The sequence below is a fragment of the uncultured Rothia sp. genome, assembly GCF_963507905.1.
Classification (GTDB): domain Bacteria; phylum Actinomycetota; class Actinomycetes; order Actinomycetales; family Micrococcaceae; genus Rothia.
Window position 1 is genome coordinate 1 of the sequence record NZ_CAUOUU010000008.1, and the last position, 23,410, is coordinate 23,410.

At 59.3% G+C, this 23,410-nt stretch carries 19 protein-coding genes and 1 pseudogene; 7 read left to right on the top strand and 13 right to left on the bottom strand.

All coding sequences use genetic code 11. The features are described 5' to 3' along the window. Positions 1-257, top strand: a pseudogene (locus tag RQ593_RS06100) (ornithine cyclodeaminase); the annotation flags it as partial. A gap of 190 nt (positions 258-447) precedes the next feature. On the opposite strand, the gene RQ593_RS06105 reads toward RQ593_RS06100, so the two are convergent. The 6 genes from RQ593_RS06105 to RQ593_RS06130 all read right to left on the bottom strand — a co-directional run bounded on the left by RQ593_RS06105 (position 448) and on the right by RQ593_RS06130 (position 5,961). After that, positions 448-1,272: a hypothetical protein gene (locus RQ593_RS06105; RefSeq protein WP_311450101.1), complete on the bottom strand. Its 825-nt coding sequence runs from the start codon at positions 1,270-1,272 to the stop codon at positions 448-450. Positions 1,273-1,374: 102 nt separating this feature from the next. Beyond that, positions 1,375-2,202: a hypothetical protein gene (locus RQ593_RS06110; RefSeq protein WP_311450102.1), complete on the bottom strand. Its 828-nt coding sequence runs from the start codon at positions 2,200-2,202 to the stop codon at positions 1,375-1,377. A gap of 299 nt (positions 2,203-2,501) precedes the next feature. Beyond that, the gene (locus RQ593_RS06115) at positions 2,502-3,263 is read right to left on the bottom strand and encodes an RNA methyltransferase (protein WP_012902696.1); all 762 of its coding nucleotides are present in this window, start codon (positions 3,261-3,263) and stop codon (positions 2,502-2,504) included. A gap of 122 nt (positions 3,264-3,385) precedes the next feature. After that, positions 3,386-3,967: an orotate phosphoribosyltransferase gene (pyrE, locus tag RQ593_RS06120; RefSeq protein WP_005507935.1), complete on the bottom strand. Its 582-nt coding sequence runs from the start codon at positions 3,965-3,967 to the stop codon at positions 3,386-3,388. Positions 3,968-4,032: 65 nt separating this feature from the next. Next, positions 4,033-5,601: an anthranilate synthase component I family protein gene (locus RQ593_RS06125; RefSeq protein ID WP_311450103.1), complete on the bottom strand. Its 1,569-nt coding sequence runs from the start codon at positions 5,599-5,601 to the stop codon at positions 4,033-4,035. Between the two features lie 27 nt (positions 5,602-5,628). Then, positions 5,629-5,961 carry a rhodanese-like domain-containing protein gene (locus tag RQ593_RS06130; protein ID WP_049350220.1) on the bottom strand — a complete coding sequence of 111 codons (333 nt, stop codon included), beginning with the start codon at positions 5,959-5,961 and terminating at the stop codon, positions 5,629-5,631. 327 nt (positions 5,962-6,288) lie between these two features. Here RQ593_RS06130 and RQ593_RS06135 point away from each other — a divergent pair, with 327 nt between their 5' ends. The 5 genes from RQ593_RS06135 to RQ593_RS06155 all read left to right on the top strand — a co-directional run bounded on the left by RQ593_RS06135 (position 6,289) and on the right by RQ593_RS06155 (position 12,797). Continuing rightward, positions 6,289-7,749 (top strand): oligopeptide:H+ symporter, encoded by a 1,461-nt coding sequence (locus RQ593_RS06135; protein WP_311450104.1) that lies wholly within the window; start codon positions 6,289-6,291, stop codon positions 7,747-7,749. 379 nt (positions 7,750-8,128) lie between these two features. Further along, positions 8,129-9,319 carry a Fic family protein gene (locus RQ593_RS06140; protein WP_311450105.1) on the top strand — a complete coding sequence of 397 codons (1,191 nt, stop codon included), beginning with the start codon at positions 8,129-8,131 and terminating at the stop codon, positions 9,317-9,319. A 247-nt stretch (positions 9,320-9,566) separates the two neighbouring features. Further along, on the top strand, positions 9,567-10,091 hold the full coding sequence (locus RQ593_RS06145) for a DUF4242 domain-containing protein (RefSeq protein ID WP_012902691.1): 525 nt from the start codon (positions 9,567-9,569) through the stop codon (positions 10,089-10,091). A gap of 30 nt (positions 10,092-10,121) precedes the next feature. Continuing rightward, the gene (locus tag RQ593_RS06150) at positions 10,122-11,207 is read left to right on the top strand and encodes an acyl-CoA dehydrogenase family protein (RefSeq protein WP_311450106.1); all 1,086 of its coding nucleotides are present in this window, start codon (positions 10,122-10,124) and stop codon (positions 11,205-11,207) included. 255 nt (positions 11,208-11,462) lie between these two features. After that, entirely contained in the window at positions 11,463-12,797 is a 1,335-nt protein-coding gene (locus RQ593_RS06155) for a uracil-xanthine permease family protein (RefSeq protein WP_294629845.1), read from the top strand. Between the two features lie 111 nt (positions 12,798-12,908). Here RQ593_RS06155 and RQ593_RS06160 read toward each other — a convergent pair whose 3' ends face one another. From RQ593_RS06160 to RQ593_RS06175, 4 genes are all read right to left on the bottom strand, one after another. Next, complete coding sequence (locus RQ593_RS06160) at positions 12,909-14,426, bottom strand: ATP-binding protein (protein WP_311450107.1); 1,518 nt, start codon at positions 14,424-14,426, stop codon at positions 12,909-12,911. A 209-nt stretch (positions 14,427-14,635) separates the two neighbouring features. Next, positions 14,636-15,448 carry an HAD family hydrolase gene (locus RQ593_RS06165; RefSeq protein ID WP_005507952.1) on the bottom strand — a complete coding sequence of 271 codons (813 nt, stop codon included), beginning with the start codon at positions 15,446-15,448 and terminating at the stop codon, positions 14,636-14,638. Positions 15,449-15,532: 84 nt separating this feature from the next. Then, complete coding sequence (locus RQ593_RS06170) at positions 15,533-16,078, bottom strand: YbhB/YbcL family Raf kinase inhibitor-like protein (RefSeq protein ID WP_070605219.1); 546 nt, start codon at positions 16,076-16,078, stop codon at positions 15,533-15,535. Positions 16,079-16,161: 83 nt separating this feature from the next. Continuing rightward, the gene (locus RQ593_RS06175) at positions 16,162-17,097 is read right to left on the bottom strand and encodes a carbohydrate kinase (RefSeq protein WP_311450108.1); all 936 of its coding nucleotides are present in this window, start codon (positions 17,095-17,097) and stop codon (positions 16,162-16,164) included. A 289-nt stretch (positions 17,098-17,386) separates the two neighbouring features. On the opposite strand from RQ593_RS06175, the gene RQ593_RS06180 reads away from it, so the two are divergent. Next, the gene (locus RQ593_RS06180) at positions 17,387-18,823 is read left to right on the top strand and encodes a glyceraldehyde-3-phosphate dehydrogenase (protein ID WP_070819220.1); all 1,437 of its coding nucleotides are present in this window, start codon (positions 17,387-17,389) and stop codon (positions 18,821-18,823) included. Between the two features lie 112 nt (positions 18,824-18,935). Here RQ593_RS06180 and RQ593_RS06185 read toward each other — a convergent pair whose 3' ends face one another. Genes RQ593_RS06185 through RQ593_RS06195 form a run of 3 tightly spaced genes read right to left on the bottom strand, consistent with a single transcriptional unit; the run spans position 18,936 to position 23,226 of the window. Continuing rightward, on the bottom strand, positions 18,936-20,132 hold the full coding sequence (locus RQ593_RS06185) for a putative glycoside hydrolase family 15 protein (RefSeq protein WP_311450109.1): 1,197 nt from the start codon (positions 20,130-20,132) through the stop codon (positions 18,936-18,938). Next, complete coding sequence (gene pelF / locus RQ593_RS06190; RefSeq protein ID WP_311450110.1) at positions 20,122-21,837, bottom strand: GT4 family glycosyltransferase PelF; 1,716 nt, start codon at positions 21,835-21,837, stop codon at positions 20,122-20,124. The genes RQ593_RS06185 and pelF overlap by 11 nt, the downstream gene beginning before the upstream one ends. Before the next feature lie 33 nt (positions 21,838-21,870). Beyond that, on the bottom strand, positions 21,871-23,226 hold the full coding sequence (locus tag RQ593_RS06195) for a hypothetical protein (RefSeq protein ID WP_311450111.1): 1,356 nt from the start codon (positions 23,224-23,226) through the stop codon (positions 21,871-21,873). Positions 23,227-23,410 lie beyond the last annotated feature (184 nt).

Sequence of the window (23,410 nt, forward strand, 5' to 3'; positions counted from 1 at the left end):
TTCAGCAGAAGGACCCGGACTTCCCGGTGGTGGAGTTCTGGAAGGTTCTGACCGGTGAGGAGCCGGGCCGCGTTTCGGATGAGCAGATTACCCTGTTTGATTCGGTGGGCTTCGCGATTGCTGACTTCTCGGGTCTGCGTTATGCCCGTGCAGCTACGCAGGACACCGACCTGCAGCAGTTCATTGACCTGGTTGCTAGCCCGGATGATCCGAAGGATCTGTACTCGCTGGTGAACGTTAACGTTCCGGTGGGCTAAAGAGCTAAGCAACCTGACGCTGAGTGGCCTTGAGCTGGCGGGCATGTAGGTGCGCCGGCGTAGGCTGCGAGGTTGAGAGTGAATAAAGTGAGGGCCGGGGAGTGGTGACACTCCCCGGCTCCTTCTTGTGAAATTTGCTTGTGGGCATTCTGCGGGTGGTTCACCCCGTTCTGCCCTTCAGCGGGTGTGGCTACTGGTGGGTGGCGATAATTTCGCGCGCCTTCGCCACACGCTTTTCTTTTTCTGCTTTCAACTGGTTGAGCTTCGCCTGGTTCTTCTCAATGAGAGGCCCCTGATAGGATGCCTCAAGATCACCCAAACGCTGAGCCATACCCACCTTCTGGTTGCATTCAGCTTCGATGGTTGCGAGGCGAATTTCTTCCGGCTTAGTTTCTTCGTTGCCTTGGGAGGAGGCCATGAAATGTGCGCTTTCTTCGGACATCCAGTCGCTTTCTCCTTCTCTGGGGGTTAGCCCACGTTCACGCAGGCAGGTCCACCATTCTGAGCGGGCTTTCTTCCATTCAGGGTCACCCTGCGCACGCTGGTACGCTTCGCCACGGATACGACCGACAGGGCGGTACTTTTTCTCATCATCCTCATCAAAATAGAGCATATCCAGTTCTTCCCGATGCTCTTCGCGGCAGCTGGCCCTGACGTCTTCAGGGATGCTCTCATAAATCCTTTCCTGCTCATCTCTGACTTTGCTGGACGTAAAATGATTCGCCGCATGCTTCACGTTCCAGGAGCCGTACTGGGAGGCGTTGCCAGAAACCCAGCCGTTTTCTAGAATTTCAAAATCGTATCCCTTTTTCGCATAGCACTCTTTAAGAATCAACAAATACGCCCTACCCGTTATATCTTCGGCCTGGTCACTCATGTCATATTCGTCGAGCGGAAGAGTAATATAGTTATTTTCAAAATCCAGCTGGGCTTTGAGGCTAGTATCTTTAGGCGCAGCGGCACAGGAACTTAAAGCTAAAGCAAAGCAGGCGAACAGAGCAGCAGATTTCTTCATTGTTACCGACTCCTTTCAATCGGGAAAGTCAGGAAGAACTCACGAACATTGAGCCCCTCCATCACAATTATTAGTTGTACTATTCAGTTCAAACATAATGTGTTATTGACTAGTTGCGATAATTTCACGCGCCTTCGCCACATGCTTTTCTTTTTCCTCTTTCAGCTGGTTGAGCTTCGCCTGATTCTTTTCGATGAGAGGCCCCTGGTAGGAGGCTTCAATATCCCCCAAACGCTGGGCCATACCAACCTTCTGGTTACATTCGGCTTCGATGGTTGCGAGGCGAATCGATTCTTGAGTTTTTTCCTCCTCACTCTTAGAACTTACGCCAATATTGAACGCCTCTTGACTACTCCACGCCTGGTCATCCTTGCGTGGTGTTAGCCCATTGCTCTCTAGGCAGCTCCACCATTCAGAGCGAACTTTATTCCATTCCGGATTACTTTTGGCACTCGCATAGGCTTCCTGTCTAAGCCGGTAAGCGAAAGAGTCATTGTCATTCTCGTACTCAATTTCTTTCAATTGATTGGCTTTTTCCTTGCGACATTGCCGCCTAATATCTTTCGGTATTTTCTCTATCGTCTGCTCGGCCTCTCGAGCCTTTTCTTCATTGGCATATCCATACTTCTTGGCATATTCAACATTCCAGGCACCATATATATTATTGTGCGGATCATCATAGAACACAGGGACAGCATCAGAGTATCCCTTAGATACGTAACATATTTGCATGATACGGGCGGACGCCTCATTAATTACAACCCTTGACGCATCGTCATAGTCATACTCATCCATGGGAAGAGTAATCAAATTATTCGCGTAATCGATTTTGGCTTTATATTCAGGATTTGAGGCACCTCCCTGAGCGCACGAAGACAGTAAAAGCGCGCCTGCCAGGGCGGTAATTGTGAATGCACTATTCTTATGCAAGAGCACACCCTCCTTTCAGGGTGGAAGAGACCCTCATCAGAATCTCTTTTCAAGGGAATGACGTCGCGGTCATTCATATCCACAACCCGCAACCATTGGCGAGCCGAAGCCAGGAAATCCATCGCATGTCCCAAACTGAAGTTGAGAGTGCGATTCTCACATCTCCTGTGATTTGCGTTAACACTAACACGCCTAGGTAATTCCATGCGTGGTTTAAGCCACCCCAACCCCCAACAGAAAGGTTCCGACGCGCACACAACGCATCGGAACCTTTAAACACCTCATAAACAGCCGTCAGACTACGACGGAATCTGACCAAACACATGGCGGCGAACCCACGCATGCATCGCAATACCCGCAGCCGTCGCCGCATTCATCGAACGCGTCGACCCAAACTGCTCAATCGACAGAGTATCCCTAGCCGCCGCATGCAACTCCTCCGACAAGCCCGGGCCCTCCTGACCAAAAACCAGCACACACTTCTTCGGCAGATCATACGTCTCCAGCGGCACCGAATCCGGAAAAATATCAATACCAATAATCTCCAGACCCTCACCCTGCGCCCACGCCACAAAATCCTCAATCGTCGGATGATGACGCACATGCTGATAACGATCCGTCACCATCGCACCACGACGATTCCAGCGGCGACGCCCAATAATATGGACCTCCTTCGCCAACATCGCATTCGCAGTACGCACCACCGTGCCAATATTCAAATCATGCTGCCAATTCTCAATCGCCACATGAAAATCATGGCGGCGCGTATCCAGGTCAGCAATAATCGCGTCCATCGACCAGTAACGGTACTTATCCACCACGTTACGGCGGTCGCCCTCACGCAGCAGCTCCTCATCCCAATGGTCACCCTCAGGCCACGGGCCCTCCCACGGGCCCACACCCACCTCAAAACGGGCAGTACCCTGCTCAGTACCCTCAACAGCCTCAGCTACAGCCGCTTCCGCAGGCACAGCCTCAGCAGGTACAGCCTCAGCCGCCTCACGATTCTCAACCATCACAACCACCTTCACGCCAACAACCAGCGCCACTCCGGCGCCCACAGAGCCATCTTACAGACAAAAACCCGCACCACCAGCCACACACAGTAGCCAGCGGCACGGGTTCACCCGCCGCAGCGGAACGTCTTAAAAATTCACGAGGTCCTAGTCCAAACCAGTAGAGACTAGTCCAGGCCCAGCTCATCCTTCGAGTACGCGTACAGGCACGGAACGCCCGCAACCTCTTCCACATGCTCCTTAGCGCCGGTCGCACGGTCAACAATCACAGCAACCGCCACAACCTCAGCGCCAGCCTTACGCAGCGCCTCAACAGCAGTCAGCGCAGAACCACCGGTCGTGGAGGTGTCCTCAACAGCAACCACGCGGCGACCCTCAACGCTGGGGCCCTCCACCTGACGGCCCATGCCGTAAGACTTCTGAGCCTTACGCACCACAAACGCGTCAATCGCACGGTCCTGATCACCGGCGGCACGCATAATCGCGGTACCCACCGGGTCAGCACCCATAGTCAGGCCGCCAGCAGCCTCAAACTCGATGCCGTTCTTATCCAGCAGGTCCAGCATGACCTGACCGACCAGGCGAGAAGCCTCGTGGTGCAGGGTGATGCGGCGCAGGTCAACGTAGTAGTCGGCTTCCTTGCCGGAGGCGAGGACCACGTGCCCGCGCACCACAGCCAGCTCAGAAATCAGCTGGCGCAGGCGTTCACGGGCTTCTTCAATGGGGAGGTTTTCAGAAAGCTTAGTCATAGTTCAAGTGTAGCGGCTCACGTGCAGGCGGCGCAGGCTATTCCCTGTGCTATTCCAGCTCTAGGCTATTCCACCACGCGGCCCACCGACGGCGGCAACGCGGCGCGCAGCTTCGTCAGCATCTCCTCATACTCGGCGGTCGGGTCGGAATCAGCCACGATAGCGCCACCCGCGGCAAGAGTCACCGTGCCCTCATCGTGCGCCACGAGCGTGCGAATCACAATCGACAGGTTCGCCGAACCATCCGCCGACACAAAGCCCAGAGCACCCGAATACACACCGCGAGCGCGACCCTCCAGACCCTCAATAATCTGCATGGTCGAAGGCTTCGGGGCACCCGTCATCGAACCACCCGGGAAGCACGCCCGCGCGGCGGCCACCGCGGAAATTCCCTCACGCAGACGCGAACTGACCGTAGACACCAGCTGATGCACCGTCGAATAGCTCTCCACGCCCATAAGCACGGGCACGCGCACGGACGCCGGGTCAGACACCGTAGACAGGTCATTACGCAGCAAATCCACGATCATGAGGTTCTCAGCGCGGGTCTTCTCATCGGTACGCAACCATGCCGCCGCCGCGGCATCTTCTTCCGGGGTGGCACCGCGAGCAATCGTGCCCTTAATCGGCTTCGTCTGGGCGTTACGCTGCTCATCCACACTCAAAAAACGCTCCGGCGAAGAAGAAAGCACCGAAAAATCACCGCACCGCAAATACGCCGCATACGGTGCCGAATTGTGGGCGCGCTGGCGGCGGTACAGCTCAAAGAAAAGCTCCAGGCTCGGATTGGGGATGCGCGCATTCGTCTGCGCGGTCAGGCACACCTCGTAGCTATTGCCCTCGTAGATTTCGTGCTGACTAGCGCGAACGGCGTCCATGTAGGCTTCCGCGGCAGGTGCCGGGAAGAGCAGGAGCTCGGCAAGCTCAGGGGCATTGTCAGGGGCGTTGACGGGAGTATTTTCGGAGGCGCACTCCCCCGCCGCACTCAGCAGCCGCTCCGCTGCCTCACACCACGACTCATCGCCCACCAGCCAGCTACGCGCCGCAGCCCCCGGGCGGGCATGCTCATGCACCAGGTAGCGGACCGCCGGCAACCACAGAGAATCCGGGGTCGGCGCCTCATGCGCCGGCAGGTAGCCGGGCACCGGGTGGCCGTGCTCCATGCCCATGGCGGCACGCGCCTCATAGCCGAAATAGCCCACGTAACCGCCACGCAAACCCGCGGGCAGACCGGTTGCCGCCGCGGCATCCGGGTGCACGCGCGGTGCGCAGGCAAGCGCCGCCTCCAGCTGGACGAAGGGGTCTTCCGCACCGGATTCAGCCGCTGCACGCGCCGAGTCCACGCGCAGGGGCGACAGCTGCGCCGGGACCACACCCACATACGAGGCAACCGACATGGGCGACTCCTCGCGCGCCGAATCCAGCCAGAAGGAATATTCGGCACCACCGCTCAGTAACGGGTACGCTTCCTCGCAGTTCACCGCGAAAGGAAGCGGGCGCACGATAAGCTCCCGCGTCTGCGCATCCCACGGGATGCTCTGCAGAATACTCAGCAGGGCATGAGGGGACGCAGAAGCGGGAGCGTTCGAGGTAGAAGAAATACGGTCCGCGGAAGTTTCAGTCACGGACTCCATTGTATGGTGTGCAGGCGAACTGGCGGTTTAGTGAACGACTGCGGGTGCCTCGCCGTTTTCGCTGGTCATCGGCAGGCCGGCAGCGAACCATGCGCTGGTGCCGCCCGCAATGTTGTGTGCGGCGTAGCCGTGCTCGCGCAGGAAGGTTGCCGCGCGGTTCGAACGGCCGCCGCCGTGGCAGATGACGTAGAAGTCTTCGCCGGGTGCGGGCAGTTCAGCCAGACGCTCAGCGATGGTGCCGAGGGTGATGTGCTTGGCGCCGGTGGCGTGGCCACCCTCCCACTCGTAGTCTTCACGCACGTCGATGATGGTTGCGCCTGCGGGAACGTCGCGGGGGTCAACCTGGGGTACAGCGGTCATGGGTTTCTCCTTTGAATTGAACTAGCCTTTGAAATGAACTAGGACGGGCCGGTCGGCACGGCGGGGTGCCGGGTGGGCATAGTTGTGGTTCCACTCTATCGCTTTGGGGGTGTGTGGCGCATCTAGCCCGGTATTTGGGGGTTTGTGAGATTCGGAAATGATGCATACGAAAAAATCGAAATGGTTTTTCATGCACTGATTGATAGTTCAATCTTTGAAATACAGGCACACACCATGTATACATATGCACCTATAAGGGTATAGACTTAAACACATATTGCCCGGGTCACATAGAACCCCGGGCTTGCACAGAAAAGAATTACCACCATGTCTCACACCATCACAGGTGCCGAACCCAAGGACACCAAGACCTTCTTCGGCCACCCGCGCATGCTCGCGAACCTGTTCACCGTAGAAATGTGGGAGCGCTTCTCCTTCTACGGTATGCAGGGCATCATGATTTACTACCTGTACTACACCGCCAACAAGGGCGGCCTGGGCCTCGACAAGGACCTCGCCACCGGCGTTATCGGTGCGTACGGTGCAGTCGTGTACCTCATGGCAATCCTCGGCGGTATCCTCGGTGACCGCATCCTCGGTCCCGAGCGTACCCTCTTCTACTCCGCCATCGGCATCATGGCGGGTCACATCTCCCTCTCCCTCATCCCCGGCATTCCGGGTGTAGTGATTGGTCTGCTGCTGGTCGCTATCGGTTCCGGTGGTTTGAAGAGCAACGCCTCCGTGCTCGTCGGCTCCCTCTACGCAGATAACGACCACCGCCGCGACGCAGGCTTCACCATCTTCTACATCGGCGTGAACACCGGCGCACTGCTTGGCCCGATCCTGACCGGTTGGGGCTGGAGCACCGGCGGTTTCCACCTCGGCTTCGGTCTGGCTGCTGTTGGTATGGCTGCAGGCCTGATTCAGTACGCCCTGACCCGCAAGAACCTGCCCGCCTCCGTACACCACGTGGGCACCCCCTTCACCGCCGCTCAGAAGCGTAACTTCTTCCTGGCATTGGTCGGTATCGTGGTTATTCTCGGTATTCTGCTGGCGACCGGCCTGATGACCGCAGACAACCTCAAGAACTGGGTCATGGGCTTCATCTTCATCGGTGCTATCGCCCTGTTCGCTCAGTTGCTGAGCGCTAAGGACGTCACCGCTGATGAGCGTTCCCGCGTCACCGCATTCATTCCGCTGTGGATCGCAAACGCCGTGTTCTGGGCGCTGTACCAGCAGCAGTTCACCGTCATGGCGGTGTACTCGGATGAGCGCCTTAACTGGAATATTCTGGGCATGGAGCTGAGCCCGAACCTGGTCAACTCCATCAACCCGATTTTCATCATTATCTTCGGCATGATGTTCTCCGCCTTGTGGACCAAGTGGGGTGAGCGTCAGCCGGTGACCACCGTGAAGTTCTCCGCAGCGCTGATTATCATCGGCCTGGCATTCTGGATCTTCCTCGCTCAGGCGGGCGTTCAGAGCGTGAACGTCGGCTGGATCGTGCTGATTCTGTTCGTCTGCACCATCGCTGAGCTGATTATTTCCCCGGTGGGTATTTCGCTGGCGACCAAGCTCGCACCGAAGGCGCACCGCGTGAACATGATGGCGCTGTACTTCACCTCCGTGGCAATGGGTACCGTGCTTTCTGGCTGGCTGGCTCAGTTCTACAGCATGGAAACTGAGGTTCCCTACTTCACCTGGATGGGTATTATCACCATCGCGACCGGTGTGCTGCTGTTCCTGGTACACAAGCCGGTCCAGAAGCTCATGCGCGGCGTGAAGTAACCGCAAAGTTGCCTGTCTACACTGCTGACTCGCTGCTTCGGGCAGCGTGTAGGCGAACGCATATAGGCCTAGCGTAAATAGGGCCCCGAATCCTTGAATTACCAAGGGTTCGGGGCCCTTGCTGTATGCCCTGGCGTAAGTTCCCGGCGCATGCTCCGGTGTACGCCCCGGCAACTGGAGCGCTGGAGTCTCGGAATGTTGAGGGGAAGTTCAGGAGGGCGGGTTTAAGGGGCGTTCGGGGCGTTTTCCTTAATAAGACAATCCGCGCGGATTTTCTTATTAAGCGCCTTAATAAGAAAATTGAAGTGTATTGTCTTATTAAGACCCTGCTTAAGACCCCCCCTCACGACCAGCAAGACGACACTCAGGAGGAGGAAGCATGCCCTCAGCCATCACCTGGCCCGCCCTTGAATGGGAGCCGCAAGACCCCTGGGTTCACCGGGACGCCCTCGCCTCCCGACGCGCAACGCGCCGCAACTCCGGCACCTTCTCCAGCGCCGTACCCGCCTCCATTGCCGAACTCAACGTCGAACTCAGCCCCGCACTGCGAGCGCGCCTCCAGGAGAACGCCACCGCAATGACCCGCTTCGATGAGCGGCTCCACCACATCGGCGGCATCCCCTTCTCTGCGGTTCTTCTGCGTGGCGAATCCGCCTCCAGCTCGCAGATCGAAAACCTCACCGTTAGTGCCCGCAAGCTCTCACTGGCTGTCCTGGGTGCAAGCGGGTCGAAAGTTGGCGTTAACGCCGAGCTGGTGGCACGCAACGTTCACGCCATGCGTGCAGCCTTGAACACCGCAGAAAACATTAGCGTCGATAACATCCTCGCGATGCACCGCGAACTGACCCGCGGCCTACAGCAGGACTCCGGCGTACTCCGCACCCAGTGGGTGTGGATTAAGGGCGATTCGCCGGTAACCGCCGACTATGTGGCGCCGCATCACGAGAGGGTTCCCGCCGCCCTCGAAGACCTTGTAGCCTTTATGAACCGCCGCGATATTGACCCCCTCGCGCAGGCGGCTATCGCGCACGCCCAATTTGAAACGATCCACCCCTTCACCGACGGCAACGGCCGAACCGGGCGCGCCCTCATCTCCGCGCTCCTGCTCGCCCGCGGCGTCACCCGCCACGTGATTCTGCCCGTCTCCTCCGGGCTGTTGCACGATACCGAAGGGTACATTCAGGCGCTCACCGACTACCGTGCAGGCGATGCCGAGCCCATCATCGAGCTCTTCATTGACGCCGTACAGAAGGCAATCACCAACGCAGAAATCCTGGCGCAAGACATTGAAATCCTGCGCGATGAGGTGCTGTCCATTGCCCAGCGTAAAACCCCTCTTCTGCGTTCCCTCACCGACCTGTGCTGCACCGAGCCCGCCTTCACCGCACACATGGTGGAGGAGCACACGCAGGGATCCCGAGCTAGTGTGTATCGCCTCCTCAACCGCATGGTGGAGTTGCAGATCTTGCGTGAAGAACACGTCAAAATTCAGGGGCAAAAAGTGTGGACTGTCCCCGCCCTCAACCGTGCCCTCGACGACTTTGCGGCACGAGCAGGACGACGCGGATAGAAGCACCTGCGGGCTCGATAACCCGCACGAAAATTCCGCGGCCGCAGGCGGGTTCCATTGCACGGAACTGTGACGATTTATGTCTCCGCGTGAACACACATGACGAAACACGGGGTCAAAAAGGACGCATTAAGCCACGAACAGAAATCTATTAGACAGTCTTCAACCACAGGTCTAAGGTGAATTCAGAACGAGCCGGAAAACCCCTTCCGACACGACCCACCAACCCTTAGCCGAGGAGAAAATCATGGCACTTTATCTGGTAGAACTGACCCCCGCACAGCCGTCCAAGGACGAAGCAACCGCACTCATCGAGACCGTCAACTCGTCCCTGACCAACGGCGCCGAGCTCATCGAAACCCAGGTCTCCGCAGACCACAAGATTGTCTTCGTCATCGTCGAATCCGAGAACACCGCATTCGGCCCCGACCTCGCCGCAGCAATCGGTGAGCGCGCATCCGTCGCAGGCCCCGACGCAGTCCGCCTGGTCGGCGCAGAGCTCGAAGACATCAAGAAGCTCAAGAAGGACGCAGACTACCTGGTTGAGTGGGACATCCCCGCAGAGATCACCATGGAACAGTACCTGACCCGCAAGAAGGCAAACGCACCCAAGTACGCTGAAGTACCCGAGGTTTCCTTCCTGCGCACCTACGTTCGCGAAGACACCGCAAAGTGCCTCTGCTTCTACGACGCACCCGACGAAGAAGCTGTTGTTCGCGCCCGTAAGGCCGTCAGCACCCCCATCGACCGACTGTTCAAGCTGCACGCATAGACGCGATGCTCCCCGCTTAGGAGAAACCCCATGTCCGAGTTCACCCTCGAACCCCTCTACGACTACCCCCAGCGCGAGCAGGTGCTCGCCCTCGCCCGAACCCACGCAGATGCTGTTGACCGTGGCGAGCGTTCCCCCTTCGAAAACCTGCGCGAAATCGCTAAGGACGGCCTGATCACTCTGGGTCGCGACGGCGGTTCCCTGGTCCCCCAGGTTTCGGTGGCTTTCGACCTCGCCACCGAGGACGCCTCCACGGCGTTCTCCCTGTGGGCTCACCGCTCGACCATCGCGTTCTTTGACGCCGTGGGCCGCGAGTTGCCCGCCGGCCTGGCGGACGCAACCGTCAGCGGCACCACCGCCATGGCGGCAGCGTACAAGGAAGCTTCGGGCCTGGCACCAATCAAGGTGGAGGGCACCCTCGTTGAGGGCGGCCTGAAGCTGAACGGCTCCGTGTCGTGGGCGTCAAACCTGTACCCGGGTGGCGTGATTGTTCTTCCGGTGGCTGTACAGAACGCCCCCGAGGGTCACCCGAACCGCTACATCGTGACGGTCCGCCAGGACGTTGAGGGCCTGAGCATTGACTACCACCGCAACCTGCTGGCGCTGAACGGTACCGAGTCCGGCACCCTGAAGTTTGAGGATGTTTTCGTTCCGAGCGAGGACATTCTGAGCGACAACATTGAGGCGTTCCTGCGCGATGTGACCGCACCGTTCCTGCTGGTTCAGTCCTCGTTCTGCCTGGGTCTTGCCGCTGGTGCCCTGCAGGAGGCTGCAAAGCACCTGGACGTCTCCCAGGGTGTGTTCCGTCCTGAGTTCCCGCTGATTCTGGAGGAGTACCAGAGCCTGCGTGAGGAACTGGTTCGCCTGGCGTCTGAGCCGGAGCGTGCTGAGCGTCGTGACCTACTGAGCCTGCGTCTGGGTGTGTCTCACTTTGCGACCATTGCTACTCACTTCGAGCTGCAGGTTGTTGGAGGTGCTGGTTACGTGGCTGAGTCCCCGACTGCTCGTCGCCTGCGTGAGGCGTCGTTCCTGCCGGTTCAGTCGCCGACCGAGGGTCATCTGCGTTACGAGCTGGCACGTTACGATCACCTGGATAACCTGCGTGACGCTCTCTAAGCTCATGAGCTGTGTGTAGCGAGTGTTTTTATTCGCTCTTTGCATCAATACCCCGTATATGCCTTAAACCGCATATACGGGGTATTGATGCATTTTGGGCTATATACGGGATACCGCGCCCACAATAAAGGAATATACGCCCTAATTAACGTATCCCTGCTCATATTTACAGTCGTTTAGCTGTGACCTACGCCTGTATACGCGTAGAATTATGTGGAATTTTATACACCACCACATTCACCTCAGGAGCTCCCTTTGAGCATCTCTAAACTTCTCGGCTTTGACTGGTCGGTTCACGGCGACGGCCGAAGCATTAAGCCCGGTTCCTTCGTCGCCCCGAACGAGCGCCTCGCCTGGCCGATTACCATCGGCATCGGCGCGCAGCACGTGGTCGCAATGTTCGGTGCAACCTTCCTCGTGCCGATTATTACCGGCTTCCCTCCTGCAACCACCCTGTTCTTCTCGGGTATCGGCACGGTCCTGTTCCTGCTGATTACCCGCGGCCGCGTCCCCTCCTACCTGGGTTCTTCGTTTGCGTTCATTGCGCCCCTGGCGGCTGCCATGAACTCGCACGGCCCCGCTGGTGCCCTCGGCGGCATCGTCATGGCGGGTATCGCGCTGTTCCTGGTCGGTCTGATTGTTCAGTTCGCTGGCACCGGCTGGCTCACCAAGCTCATGCCCCCGGTCGTCACCGGTTCGATTGTGGCGCTGATTGGTTTCAACCTGGCAAAGAGCGCTAAGGACAACTTCATGGTGGCACCGGTGACCGCACTGGTGACCCTGTGCTCCATCATCCTGATTTCGGTGCTCTTCAAGGGCATTATTGGTCGCCTGTCCATCCTGCTGGGTGTGGGTATCGGCTACATTACCGCTGTCATTCGCGGCGAGGTGGACTTCTCTAAAATTGATACGGCTGTGCAGACTCAGGGCATTATTGGCCTGCCGCACTTCCAGACCCCCGAGTTCCACTGGGAGCTCGCCGGCCTGTTCATCCCCGTGATTCTGGTGCTCGTGGCTGAGAACATCGGCCACGTGAAGTCTGTTGCTCTGATGAGCGGCAAGAACCTTGACGACTACTCGGGCCGCGCCCTCATGGCGGACGGCCTGGCAACCACCATCGCCGGTATGGGTGGCGGTTCCGGTACCACCACCTACGCTGAGAACATCGGCGTGATGGCTGCAACCAAGGTGTACTCCACCGCGGCATACTGGGTGGCTGCTATCTTCGCGATTGCACTGTCCATGTTCCCCGCATTCGGTGCTGCAATTGCGACCGTTCCCGCGGGTGTTCTGGGCGGTGCCGCAACCGTGCTGTACGGCATGATTGGTATGCTCGGTGCCCGTATTTGGAGCGAGAACCGAGTGAACTTCTCGAACCAGATCAACCTGACCACCGCCGCTGTGGCGCTGATTGTGGGTATTGCGGACTACACCTGGACCTTCGGTGAGCTGTCCTTCGCCGGTATTGCTCTGGGTACCGCTGCGACCCTGATTATCTTCCACCTGATGACCTTCATCGCGAAGTATACGAAGGCTGCTGGCGACCCGCTGGAGCCCTTCGACCCTGAGAAGAGCACTGAGGTGCACTAGGCGCCCGACCGCCCATTGGAGCGATTCTCCTGAGGCGTAGGCTGTAAGAAAAGTGGCCCGGATGGATTGGTTTCCATCCGGGCCGCTTTTGCACGTTAGCCCGATGTTCGATTAGGCCAGGCGGTACACGGTGTTGCGGTTGCCTCGACCGCCTTCACGGGCAATAACTCCTTCTTGAAGAAGCTTCGTGAGGACGTACCGGACCTGGGGTTTCTGTAGCTCAGCAAAAGGCTCTGGAAGAGCACCCATGATGTCGTCGATACCGGCGGGGTGGCGTAGCGAGCGCAGAGCGAGGAGCACCGCCTCCTGACGGCTACTGGGAACCGTAGGTGACGATTGGTGCGGGTCTACGTCCGACTTCTGCTGCGGTGAGCCGACGTCAGCGGTACGAGCACCATCCAGGGGCTCCCGGCTAATAATCGCGGTAAAACGAATGACCCCGTCAATGAACTGGATGGGTTTCAGCCCTGCCTGACGCACCGCCTCCTGTGCCGTGTAGATGCCGCTACCCTCACCCTCGATGACTCGGTATCCGTCGTCGGGGGTTGTTACGTGCGTGCACACGTCATACAGGCGGTCGTTCACGCGGGAACGTTCCCCGTACTCTTGCAGGCGCTGGAGAGTGATTCCGTATAGACCACCGGGGTTTTCTACAGAGATTCGGTCGGGGAAAATCCTGACGCGCACCTCTTCGGTGTCTGCTTTGGGGTTGAGGCTGCGGTGCACGAGCGCATTCGACAGGATCTCGCGAAGGGCAATATCGGGTACTTCCTGCCCGTTGACGAGGTGCCCATTGGGCAGCTCGACGACCGGATGCGCCAGGTTCCGCTTGACCCACGCCAGAGTCTCTTCGAGCATGGCGGGGATGGGGCCGTCCGCTTCGAATTTGTCGAGGTTACGGGCTTTACCGCTTGGGTCGATGACGGCTCCGGTGACTTTGAGCGAGGGCCTAAACTCTTGGGGGTAAGAACCCAAGGCGTACAAGCCCGCAAGGGAAAGGTTGTCGGTTCCGAGGGCAATAATTCCCTTGCGGCGGAGCACTTCTTCATCGGAGCTTGTAGCAAGGCGGCGTGATTTAGCGCGTACGTCTCGCAGATAAGCAGTTTTGAGGCCTTCATCTAGGTCAGCCAGGGAGGTGTATTCCACCGGCTCCTCATCGAATCCGGTGCGTGTCCGCTGAGCCACCATCAGGTCGGTTTCGTGGCGGCTCATTTCGTGGTCACCGTCGCCAGAACGCACGTACGCTTTACCGCCAATGTAGGCGGGGCGTTCGTAGGGAGGCAGCGGAGGGACTGCGGCAACAAAGATTTTGGCGTCTTCGTAGAGGATGGTGCCGGATTCCATGGTGTTCGGCGGCTTGAGGCCCCTGCGGAGCTTGTTGCCGAGGGTTTTTTCTAGGTCTGCAGGGTCGTATACGCCTACAGGTGCAAAGTCATTATTCTCGTCGAGGCCGCAGATAATGATTCCGCCCGTGGAACTATTGGAGAAGCTACTCAGGGTTGCGTCTAGGCTTCCCGGGTAGCCTCCGTGGGCTTTTTTAACCTCAATAAACTGCGTATCGCTACCGTGGGTGCGCAGTAGTTTGATGGTTTCAGCAAGCCATTCGGGGGTCCATTCCACGTTGTTCATACAAAAAATTTTAGTCTAGACACAAATCAGACACAAAAATTTGAGTCTAGACATAAATTTTTATGTCTAGACTCAAATTTTTTATGTGTAGACATAAAAGTTTATGTCTGAGTTATGCCTGCACAGGCTCACCTAGCCGCTAGCGCTGGATAGCTAGCACCGGATAGCTCGTGCTGGATAGCTCGTGCTGGATAGCTAGTGCTAGGCGGCTAGGACCGTTCGGCGAGCATCGCCTCAATCGTCTGCGCCACACCGTCCTCGTGGAAGGGCGGGCAGGTGCGCCCCACCTTCGCAATGAGCGCCGGCTGACCCGACGCCATGGCGAAGCCCTCCCCCGCCCAGCAGAGCATCTCCGCGTCATTCGGCATGTCACCAAACGCCATCACCTCGTGCGCCTCAATGCCGTGGCGTGCCGCGAACTTCTCCAGAATCCGCCCCTTATTCACGGTCTTAGAGCCCATCTCGACGAGCGGCTCACCGACCACGCCGCGGGTCACCGACACCAGCGAACCCACCGCCTGATGCACGCGTGCCTGCAGAATATCCGGGTCCATGCCGGGCACACGAATCAGGTACTTAATGACCGGGGTTGAACCAATACGTTCGAGCGCCTCGGCGATTTTCGCCTCCACCACGCGGGCGCCCTCAAGCACCTCACCGCCCTCGTGCGGGCCCTGAATGTAGACGGTATCCACGGTTTCGAGGGTGTAGGTGGCGTCGGGGAACATGGGCTCCAGCAGCTCGTGAGTACGGGCAATCACCGCGGGATCAGCGCCGTTGACTTCTTCCACCTCGTTCGCGCCCAGGTGGTACACCACGGCACCGTTGGAACAGATGGCGTAGGAGTCGAAGTCGGTCTGCTCGCGCAGGGGCGTGAGCCAGCGGCTCGGGCGGCCGGTGACGAAGACGATATCAATCCCGGCGGCACGGGCGGCCTCAAGGGCGCGCAAGGTACGCGGACGGAACCGGAAGTCGTGCCCGATGAGGGTGCCGTCCAGGTCGCTGGCGATGAGTTTAATCATGCAGATATGCCTTCAGTGGTGGGGTGTATCGGTGCTGGTCAGAATGCAGAGCTGGTGAGACTGTGCCGGCGTGCCGCTATGCCGCTATGCCGCCGGTTCCGCGTAGGTGACGGTCAGGAACGCGCGACCCAGGCCGTGGCCGAGCAGGTTAAAGTTCACGACGGCGGGGCTGGCGTTCTCGTCAATGTCGAGCTTCTCCACATCCACGGCGGTGACGCAGAAGATGTAGCGGTGCGGGCCATGACCAGCCGGAGGGGCAGCACCCAGGAAGCCTGCCACACCGGCGTCGTTGCGGTGCGTCAGGGCGCCGGCGGGTGCATCAGCGCCGGTGTCAATGCTGGTCACGTTGGCAGGAATATTGGAGACAGTCCAGTGCCAGAAGCCGCTGGGGACCGGCGCATCCGGGTCGAAGCAGGTCAGCACGAAAGACTTGGTGCCCTCGGGGAAGCCGCTCCAGGACAGTTGCGGGGAGCGGTCCTGACCGCCCGCCACGCCGAAGAGGGCGGAGCGCATCCATTCGGGGGCGGCGCCGCCGTCCTGAATGTCGGTGGAGGTCAGGGTGAATTCGGGCAGTTCGGGCAGGCCCGCGTAGGGTTCGCGGGGCAGGGGTGCGGTGCCGATGTTGGTCATGGTGCTCCTCAGCGTTGGGGTGCGGGTGGATATGGCGACGCCGGCGGACAGAGTGAGCTATCCGCCGGCGAGGCGTAGATTATTTAGCCGTTGAGTACGGCGTCAAGTTCTTCTCGGGTGGGCGGGTTAGCGCCCGCGCGGGAGACGGTGATGCCGGCTGCGGTTGCGGAGAAACGCAGCAGGTCGGCGATGTCTTCGGCGGTCAGTGCGGCGACCTTGGCGCGCGCCTCAGCACCGGCGATACCGCGGTCGAGCAGGCCCGCGATGAGTGCCGCCATGAGGGAGTCGCCGGCACCGACGGTGTCCGCAACCTCAACGCGGTGTGCGGGCTGGCTGACGCCCTCGGGGTACTTCTTGGTGAAGGCGATGGGGCCGTCCTCGCCGCGAGTGATGACCATCAGCTCGGCGCCGAGGTCAAGCCATGCGCGTGCGGTGTCGTCGAGGGAGCGGTCGGGGTAGAGCCACTGCAGGTCCTCGTCGGATGCCTTCACGACGGTGGAGAGGGACACGAACTTTTCAGCCCATGCGCGGCCCTCATCAACGTTGTGGATGAGGGTGGGGCGGCAGTTCGGGTCGTAGCTGAGCAGGGCGCTGTCGCGAGCGGCTTCGAAGGCTGCTGCGACCACGTGCGCGCCGGGTTCGAGCATGGCGGCGATGGAGCCGGTGTGCACTGCGTCGGAGGTGCGTGCCAGTTCGGTGAGCTTCTCGGCGACGGAGTCGAGGGACCAGGTGATGTCGAACTCGTACTCTGCCGCGCCGTCGGCACCGATGGTTGCCTGGGCGACGGAGGTGCGTTCAGCACTGTGTTCGAAGGGCAGGGTCACCTGGGATGCTTCCAGGTGCGCGTCAATGCTCTTGCCGTAGGAGTCGGGGCCGTAGTGGCCGACGAAGTTGGTGGGGTGGCCGAGGCGGCGTGCGCCGACGGCTACGTTCATGGGCGATCCGCCGGGGTAGGCGCGGGTTTCTCCGTCGTGCTGGTGGACGACGTCTACGAGTGCTTCACCGATTACAGTCAACATGGTTTCAATTCTACTCATGTTTTCCGGGTCGTGACGTGTGTTTTTGTGGGTATTTAAAGTGGTTTTGCTTTCCCTTTTGATGGCTTGTGTTGGCTTGCCGTGTGGGTTCACAAACTGCCTTCTGTCTCTTCTGACTTTTAGCCTCAATATCGCTAATTTTGAGGGTCTGGAGGGGTTCACACAGGTTAGACTTAAACCGACGCCGGGTCTTTGAACGCCCGGCACGGTATTGACGCGACAGCATCGTCGCGCCTACCCTCCAACGACGAAGTTAGGAAGAAGGTCATACGTGACGACTGCAACCGCTACCTGGGTTAACCGTGAGGCTACCGCAGAGGAGCTGATCCCCCTCATCGGTAAGCTGCACCGCGAGAACGGCGTGGTGCTGAGCATTCACGGCCGCAGCCTGGTCAACAAGTCTGTCATTGAGCTGCTGAAGCTGCACGATTTCGTATCCCACATCGATGGTGCGCCCCTGAACCCCGCGCACTCCCTCGAGCTGGTTCGCGCCCTGGTTGAGCTGAACCTGGGCGCGTGCTCGATTAACATTGCTGCTCTGCACAAGGCACACCACGAGGCTGGCTCCCCCGAGCTGTCCATGTGGCTGCCCGAGCAGCTGGGTTCTTCCGTGAACCACCAGGGCGACCAGCCCAAGGAGCAGGACGTTGTGCTGTACGGCTTCGGTCGTATCGGTCGCCTGCTGGCTCGTATTCTGCTGGAGCGCTCCTCCTCGCCGCTGGGTTCCGGCCTGAACCTGCGCGCTGTTGTGGTGCGTAAGAACGGCGATAAGGACCTGGTCAAGCGTGCATCCCTGCTGGAGCGCGACTCTGTTCACGGCCCCTTCAAGGGCGTTATTGAGGTGGACGAAGAGAACAGCACCATCATCGCTAACGGTGTTCCGGTTCGCTTCATCTACTCCTCTGACCCGACCACCGTTGACTACACCGAGTACGGCATTAAGGACGCTCTGCTGGTGGACAACACCGGCCGCTGGCGCGACGTTCCGGGCCTTGAGCAGCACCTGAACCGCCCCGGTATTTCTCGTGTTCTGCTGACCGCTCCCGGTAAGGGCGACATGAAGAACATCGTGTTCGGCGTGAACGATAACGTCATCACCGATGAGGACAAGATCCTCTCCGCAGCATCCTGCACCACCAACGCGATTACTCCGGCACTGAAGGTTCTGGATGACGCATACGGTGTTGAGCGCGGCCACGTTGAGACCGTTCACGCGTTCACCAACGATCAGAACCTAATCGACAACTTCCACAAGGGTGACCGCCGCGGTCGCTCCGCTGTGCTGAACATGGTCATCACCGAGACCGGTGCTGCAAAGGCTGTTTCGAAGGCTCTCCCGCAGCTGGAAGGCAAGCTGACCGGTAACGCTATCCGCGTTCCCACCCCGGATGTCTCCATGGCAATCCTGAACGTGAAGCTGACCAAGCCCGCAGGTTCCGCTGAGGAGCTGAACGAGCTGTTCCGCCGCGAGTCCATCGACGGCGAGCTGCGCCGCCAGGTGGGCTACTCGGATTCCCCCGAGGCTGTTTCCACCGACTTCGTGGGTTCCCGCACCGCAGGTGTTGTGGACTCGCTGGCTACCGTGGTGACCGATGACTCCGCAATTGTCTACGTCTGGTACGACAACGAGTTCGGTTACTCCTGCCAGGTGATTCGCGTTCTGGAGCGTATGGGCGGCTACGACGTCCCCTCCTACCCCGCTAAGTAAGCTACCCCAGCTCATCTAGCACACATATAACAAACCCACCGGTATATATAGCCATTTGGCTATATTGCCGGTGGGTTTGTTTATGAGGTTATATGCGCAAATAAGGGGTAAATTACGTCTTACGGCGGTACACCACACCCTGATGCGCCCGCAGCGTGAAGCTCAAGGGCACCGGGCGGTTTGCCGCATCCACCAGGCCGGAAGGAACCTTCACGGTCACATCCTTCGAGCCGGTGTTCAGGGCAGCCCAACCGTGCGTAAAGGCACGAGTCTGAGCGGTCTTCTGAGCAATAATGCCGCCGACCGGATCCCCCAGGTCGTAGGAAAGCTCCGGGGCGTGCGGGATCTCGTCGTAGGCGTCGTGGTGGGTTGCACTGATGCCGGTGAAGGCGCCTCCGCCGAACACCCAGAAGCCCGCCAGACCGTAGAGGAAGTTCTCATCCGTGCCGGTGATAGCCGCCTTGCGGTCGCTGAGCGGGGTGCGCAGAATCGTCACCTTCTTCTGCGAGGCAGCACTACGGCCACCCAGGCCCGCAAAAGTAGCACCCAGCTTCACCTCACCCGCCGAGCCGTTCGCAATCTCGCGGCCCTGCATCACGGCATACGGCGAGGTCAGGTAATCGTTCGGACCCCAGCCGAGCCACACCTCCTCAAAGCCACCACCGTAGGCGCTGTGACGCTCCCACTTGCCCCAGCGCAGACGCGCTTCAGCAATATTGGGCACCAGAATCTTGCCGATCTTATTCAGCTCAATACCGGCGTAAGCAACCAGAAAATCCAGGTGTTCACGGATCTTCGTCATGGACTCCACGCCCTGAATGGGCAGGTCCAGACCGTAGTAGTCGTTCTCGATATCGTTATCCGCCATGACCCCGTCAAAGGGTGAGTTGCGCATTTCGCGCACCACAGCGTCCACCCAGTGCCAACGGTAATCGGCGTTCCACACCTGCATCTGGAAGTGCTTGGGGTAGCCCTTCCACTCAATACGGTCACCATTGAGGCGGTGCGCAAAGAAATCCTTACCGGAGTTCGCCATGGACTGCGCCAACGGGTAAGAAACGCCCGAGGAATAAATCGGGCCGGGCTCGTAAGAGCGGGTGGAAGACAGGCACTTATACGCCAGCACCACCATTTGAGGTGCACGCTTCTTCAGGTAGCGTGCTGCGTCCAGTTCCCAGGGCTGCAGGATTGCGACAGAGTAGTTCTTGACCGCAAAATCGAGCTGCTGCTGGGTAATGGGCTTGCCGCCGTAGCGGACCCAGGCACCAAACTTGCCGGGTCCGCCCAAGCGGTTGAGTTTATTCGCCATCGTACTCCGGGTCGAATTCGGGGGCGCGAGGGGGCAACTTGCCCAGCTCGCGGTAAATCGTGTTGTAGCGATCCATGACCAATCGCAGCTGGAAGAAGCTGACGATACGGTCGTAGGCGTTCACACAGTAGCGTTCGTAGATGCTGGGCTCCTCCATGAGGGTGCGCAGCGCCGCCGCGAAGCCGTGAATATCGCCGGGGATGGTCAAGATACCGCAGTTACCGATTTCGTGGCCGTCGGGGGCGACCAGCACATCGTCGATGAGCTGGGACATACCGCCCACGTCGGTGCTGACCAGCGGGATGGACGCAGCCATCGCCTCGAGCGCCACAATCGGCTGACCCTCATTGTAGCTGGGCATGAGCAGCAGGTCGAAGCGGTCGAGCATCGCACGCACGTTCACGGTGCCGTGGAAGGTGATGTACTCGCCCATGTTGAGCTCTTCGATGGTGCGCAGGCACAGCTCGTAGTACTCGGGCAGGTGGTCCTTGGGGCCGAGCACGTCCAGGTGGAAGTTCACCAGACCCTGATCGCGCAGCACCGCGAGGGAGCGAATCAGGTCGGTCAGGCCCTTAATGGGCACCACGCGGGCGATGAACACGAAGCGCCACACGTGGCCGCGACCCTCAGCGAGGATGCGGGCACGTGCCGCCTGGCGGGCGTAGTAGGCTTCCGCCACGGACTCGATGAGCATACCGTTGGGCAGGATGATCGCGCGATCCTTCTCACCCTCGTTCATCTGGTCGATGGGCGCGCCAATACCGCGTGCCTCTTCCAGAGCCTTGGGGTACAGGTAGGTTGCCATGTCGGCGCTGGGGTAGCAGAAGCGTCCCATTTCGACGAACCAGACGGACCAGGCACGCTCGTCGAGGGTGACCGGGCCCAGGCCGGGGTGCTCACGCTCTTCGTTGAGGAAGGCGTAGTCGGTGGTGACGGGCTTCGCCATGTTGCGTTCGAGCTTGGTGTTCACGGTGTCGCGAATGTAAAGGTTGTGCTCGGTCAGCAGGAAGCTGGTGCCGTGGTCACGTGCGGCTGCGGCGGCGATGAGTGCCGCGTAGCCGGTGGTGTGGGCGTGGTAGACGCGGGCGTGCGGCATCCGCTCGTGCAGAAGCGCAAAGAGGATGGAGACGAAGTCGCGTACCTTCCAGAAGAGCTCACCGAAGGGCACCTCGGAGAAGAAGCCCAGACCCGCAATTGCCTGCATGAACTCGCGGGTTCCGAAGAGGCCGAAGAGGTTGTAGCTGCGGGTTGCGGGGTTGATGCCCTCGTCGTAGAGCTTCCAGAGGGGGTTCACGTCGCCGGCGATGAGGGCGCTGAAGCCGTCCATGAGGCGCTGGGTGAGTGCCTGACGCTCCGCAAACTTCATATGCAGTGCGGAGGGGTCGCAGGCTTCCGCGAAGGCGTCGCGGTTGACGTCCAGGCTCAGGTACAGCACCTTGACCCACTTGACGTTCTCGGGCATGCCGTAGAGGTCTTCGTGGGGGGAGTTCTTATCCCAGGCGATGTGAATAATGCCGTAGGTCAGATCCGGGTTTTCGCAGACGATATCGTGCACCACCGCAGACACACCACCCTTGAGGTAGGGGTAGGTGGATTCCATGATGATGGCGACGTCAACGTCCGGGTATTCGGGGTCGCTGTAGTGGGGGCCGGGAGCCGGAAGCTGCAGCGGCGCGTAGTGGTTTCGGTACATCTGTTCAGTCATTGTCGTATGTATCTTTCGCGGACCGTGCGGTTCTTACCAGGCGAGGGCTCGACGCCAGAAGAGGGAGTACTCGGGTGCTGCCCACGCCTGACGGTAGACGCGGTAGCACGCGAAGGTGAGCACTGCCTCGCCCACGATGATGGGCAGGTAGCCGGTCTCGTTGGGCAGGATCATGAAGGAGATGAAGAGCAGCACCAGGTGTGCTGCGGAGAGCAGCTGCACGGTGACGTACATGGTCATGTACTCGATCTGGTAGATCAGCAGTGCCACTGCAACGAAGAGGAACGCGACGACCAGGCCGGAGAGCGCCAGCGGGTAGGACTGCGGCAGGAAGATGTACATCAGGATGCCGGTGACAATGGCGCTGGCGATGTAAATCAGCAGGGAGTTGCGGATTGCGCGGTTGGAGGTGCGCAGAGCCTTGGAGGACTCCGCCTGAACGCCCTTGTAGGGCAGGCGGTCGAAGATGGTCCACAGGTGCTGGATGCTTGCGTTGACGCGGTCTGCCTCCACCACGAAGAAGTAGTTGTAGGCGATAACGCAGGGAATCAGGCTCAGGTAGATTACCACGACGTTGATTTCGCCGCCGGTAACCAGGAAGAGCATGTACTTATCAGCCCAGATGATGGAGCCGGTGAAGAAGCCACGCAGGGCGTCGAGCGCAATGTCCTTGAGCGGGATGCGCGCGAAGTGCAGCAGGTGCACCAGGTCCTTGCCGAGGCTCACCAGCAGGATGAGCGAACCAACCAGCGGCGGCAGGAACCAGATGACGGGGAAGAAGTACAGGGCAAGAGTGTAACCAAGCCACGCGATAAACCAGATGATGCGGTTCTTCGCGAGGTTCGGGATGACCAGCAGCTGTGCGAACGCGATGTTGAGAACACCCAGGACAAAGAACGCACCGAATGCAGTCGGGGTCCAGTGCAGGACGAGGGCGACCGGTACGGCGAAGATCAGTACCAGCGGCATGGTCATGAAGAAGAGGTAGAGCCAGTTGCGGGTGAACGCGGTCAGGTCGGTAATGTCCTGGAACTGCGGTTCGGACATGCGTGCGCGTACGGCGCGTGCTTCGGCGCGCTTGAGCTGATGCTCAAGGGTTTCAGCGTGAATACGCAGGCCTTCGCGGGCGTCCGCAATCTTCTTGTGCTCCATCTGGATAGCACGGTACAGGGGCAGGCAGGCCGCCTGGCTGAGCCAAGGAACGGTAATGGATGCCGCAAGGATGACCTGAATCAGGGGTACACCATCGAGGTTGTACCGGTTAATGGTCGGGGTGACGATGGGGAAGACGGTGGTCAGCAGTGCGACCGGAGAGACGTAAAGCAGAAAGTTAATGAGGAGGCGCCATGCGCTGTTGCTTTTTTCCTCAGTACCGTGGTTGGTAGACAATCTTGCAGACTTTCAGTCGATAATCGTAAAGATTAGGGGCAGTGTGTTTGAACAGCACCGTGTGACGTTCCATAGGGAAGACTCGCCATGCCGAGAAGTGCCGGGTCCCCATGGCTTGCGCTGATGCCGCCGAGAATCAATATACGGCATATATCAACTAAAACCTTTGGTTTCCTTAACCCTC

Coding starts and splice junctions, on each gene's coding strand:
- RQ593_RS06105 (WP_311450101.1), bottom strand. CDS start 1,272: ATGAAGAAATCTGCTGCTCTGTTCGCCTGCTTTGCTTTAGCTTTAAGT.
- pyrE (WP_005507935.1), bottom strand. CDS start 3,967: ATGACTAAGCTTTCTGAAAACCTCCCCATTGAAGAAGCCCGTGAACGC.
- RQ593_RS06125 (WP_311450103.1), bottom strand. CDS start 5,601: ATGGAGTCCGTGACTGAAACTTCCGCGGACCGTATTTCTTCTACCTCG.
- RQ593_RS06130 (WP_049350220.1), bottom strand. CDS start 5,961: ATGACCGCTGTACCCCAGGTTGACCCCCGCGACGTTCCCGCAGGCGCA.
- RQ593_RS06135 (WP_311450104.1), top strand. CDS start 6,289: ATGTCTCACACCATCACAGGTGCCGAACCCAAGGACACCAAGACCTTC.
- RQ593_RS06140 (WP_311450105.1), top strand. CDS start 8,129: ATGCCCTCAGCCATCACCTGGCCCGCCCTTGAATGGGAGCCGCAAGAC.
- RQ593_RS06145 (WP_012902691.1), top strand. CDS start 9,567: ATGGCACTTTATCTGGTAGAACTGACCCCCGCACAGCCGTCCAAGGAC.
- RQ593_RS06150 (WP_311450106.1), top strand. CDS start 10,122: ATGTCCGAGTTCACCCTCGAACCCCTCTACGACTACCCCCAGCGCGAG.
- RQ593_RS06160 (WP_311450107.1), bottom strand. CDS start 14,426: ATGAACAACGTGGAATGGACCCCCGAATGGCTTGCTGAAACCATCAAA.
- RQ593_RS06165 (WP_005507952.1), bottom strand. CDS start 15,448: ATGATTAAACTCATCGCCAGCGACCTGGACGGCACCCTCATCGGGCAC.
- RQ593_RS06170 (WP_070605219.1), bottom strand. CDS start 16,078: ATGACCAACATCGGCACCGCACCCCTGCCCCGCGAACCCTACGCGGGC.
- RQ593_RS06175 (WP_311450108.1), bottom strand. CDS start 17,097: ATGTTGACTGTAATCGGTGAAGCACTCGTAGACGTCGTCCACCAGCAC.
- RQ593_RS06185 (WP_311450109.1), bottom strand. CDS start 20,132: ATGGCGAATAAACTCAACCGCTTGGGCGGACCCGGCAAGTTTGGTGCC.
- pelF (WP_311450110.1), bottom strand. CDS start 21,837: ATGACTGAACAGATGTACCGAAACCACTACGCGCCGCTGCAGCTTCCG.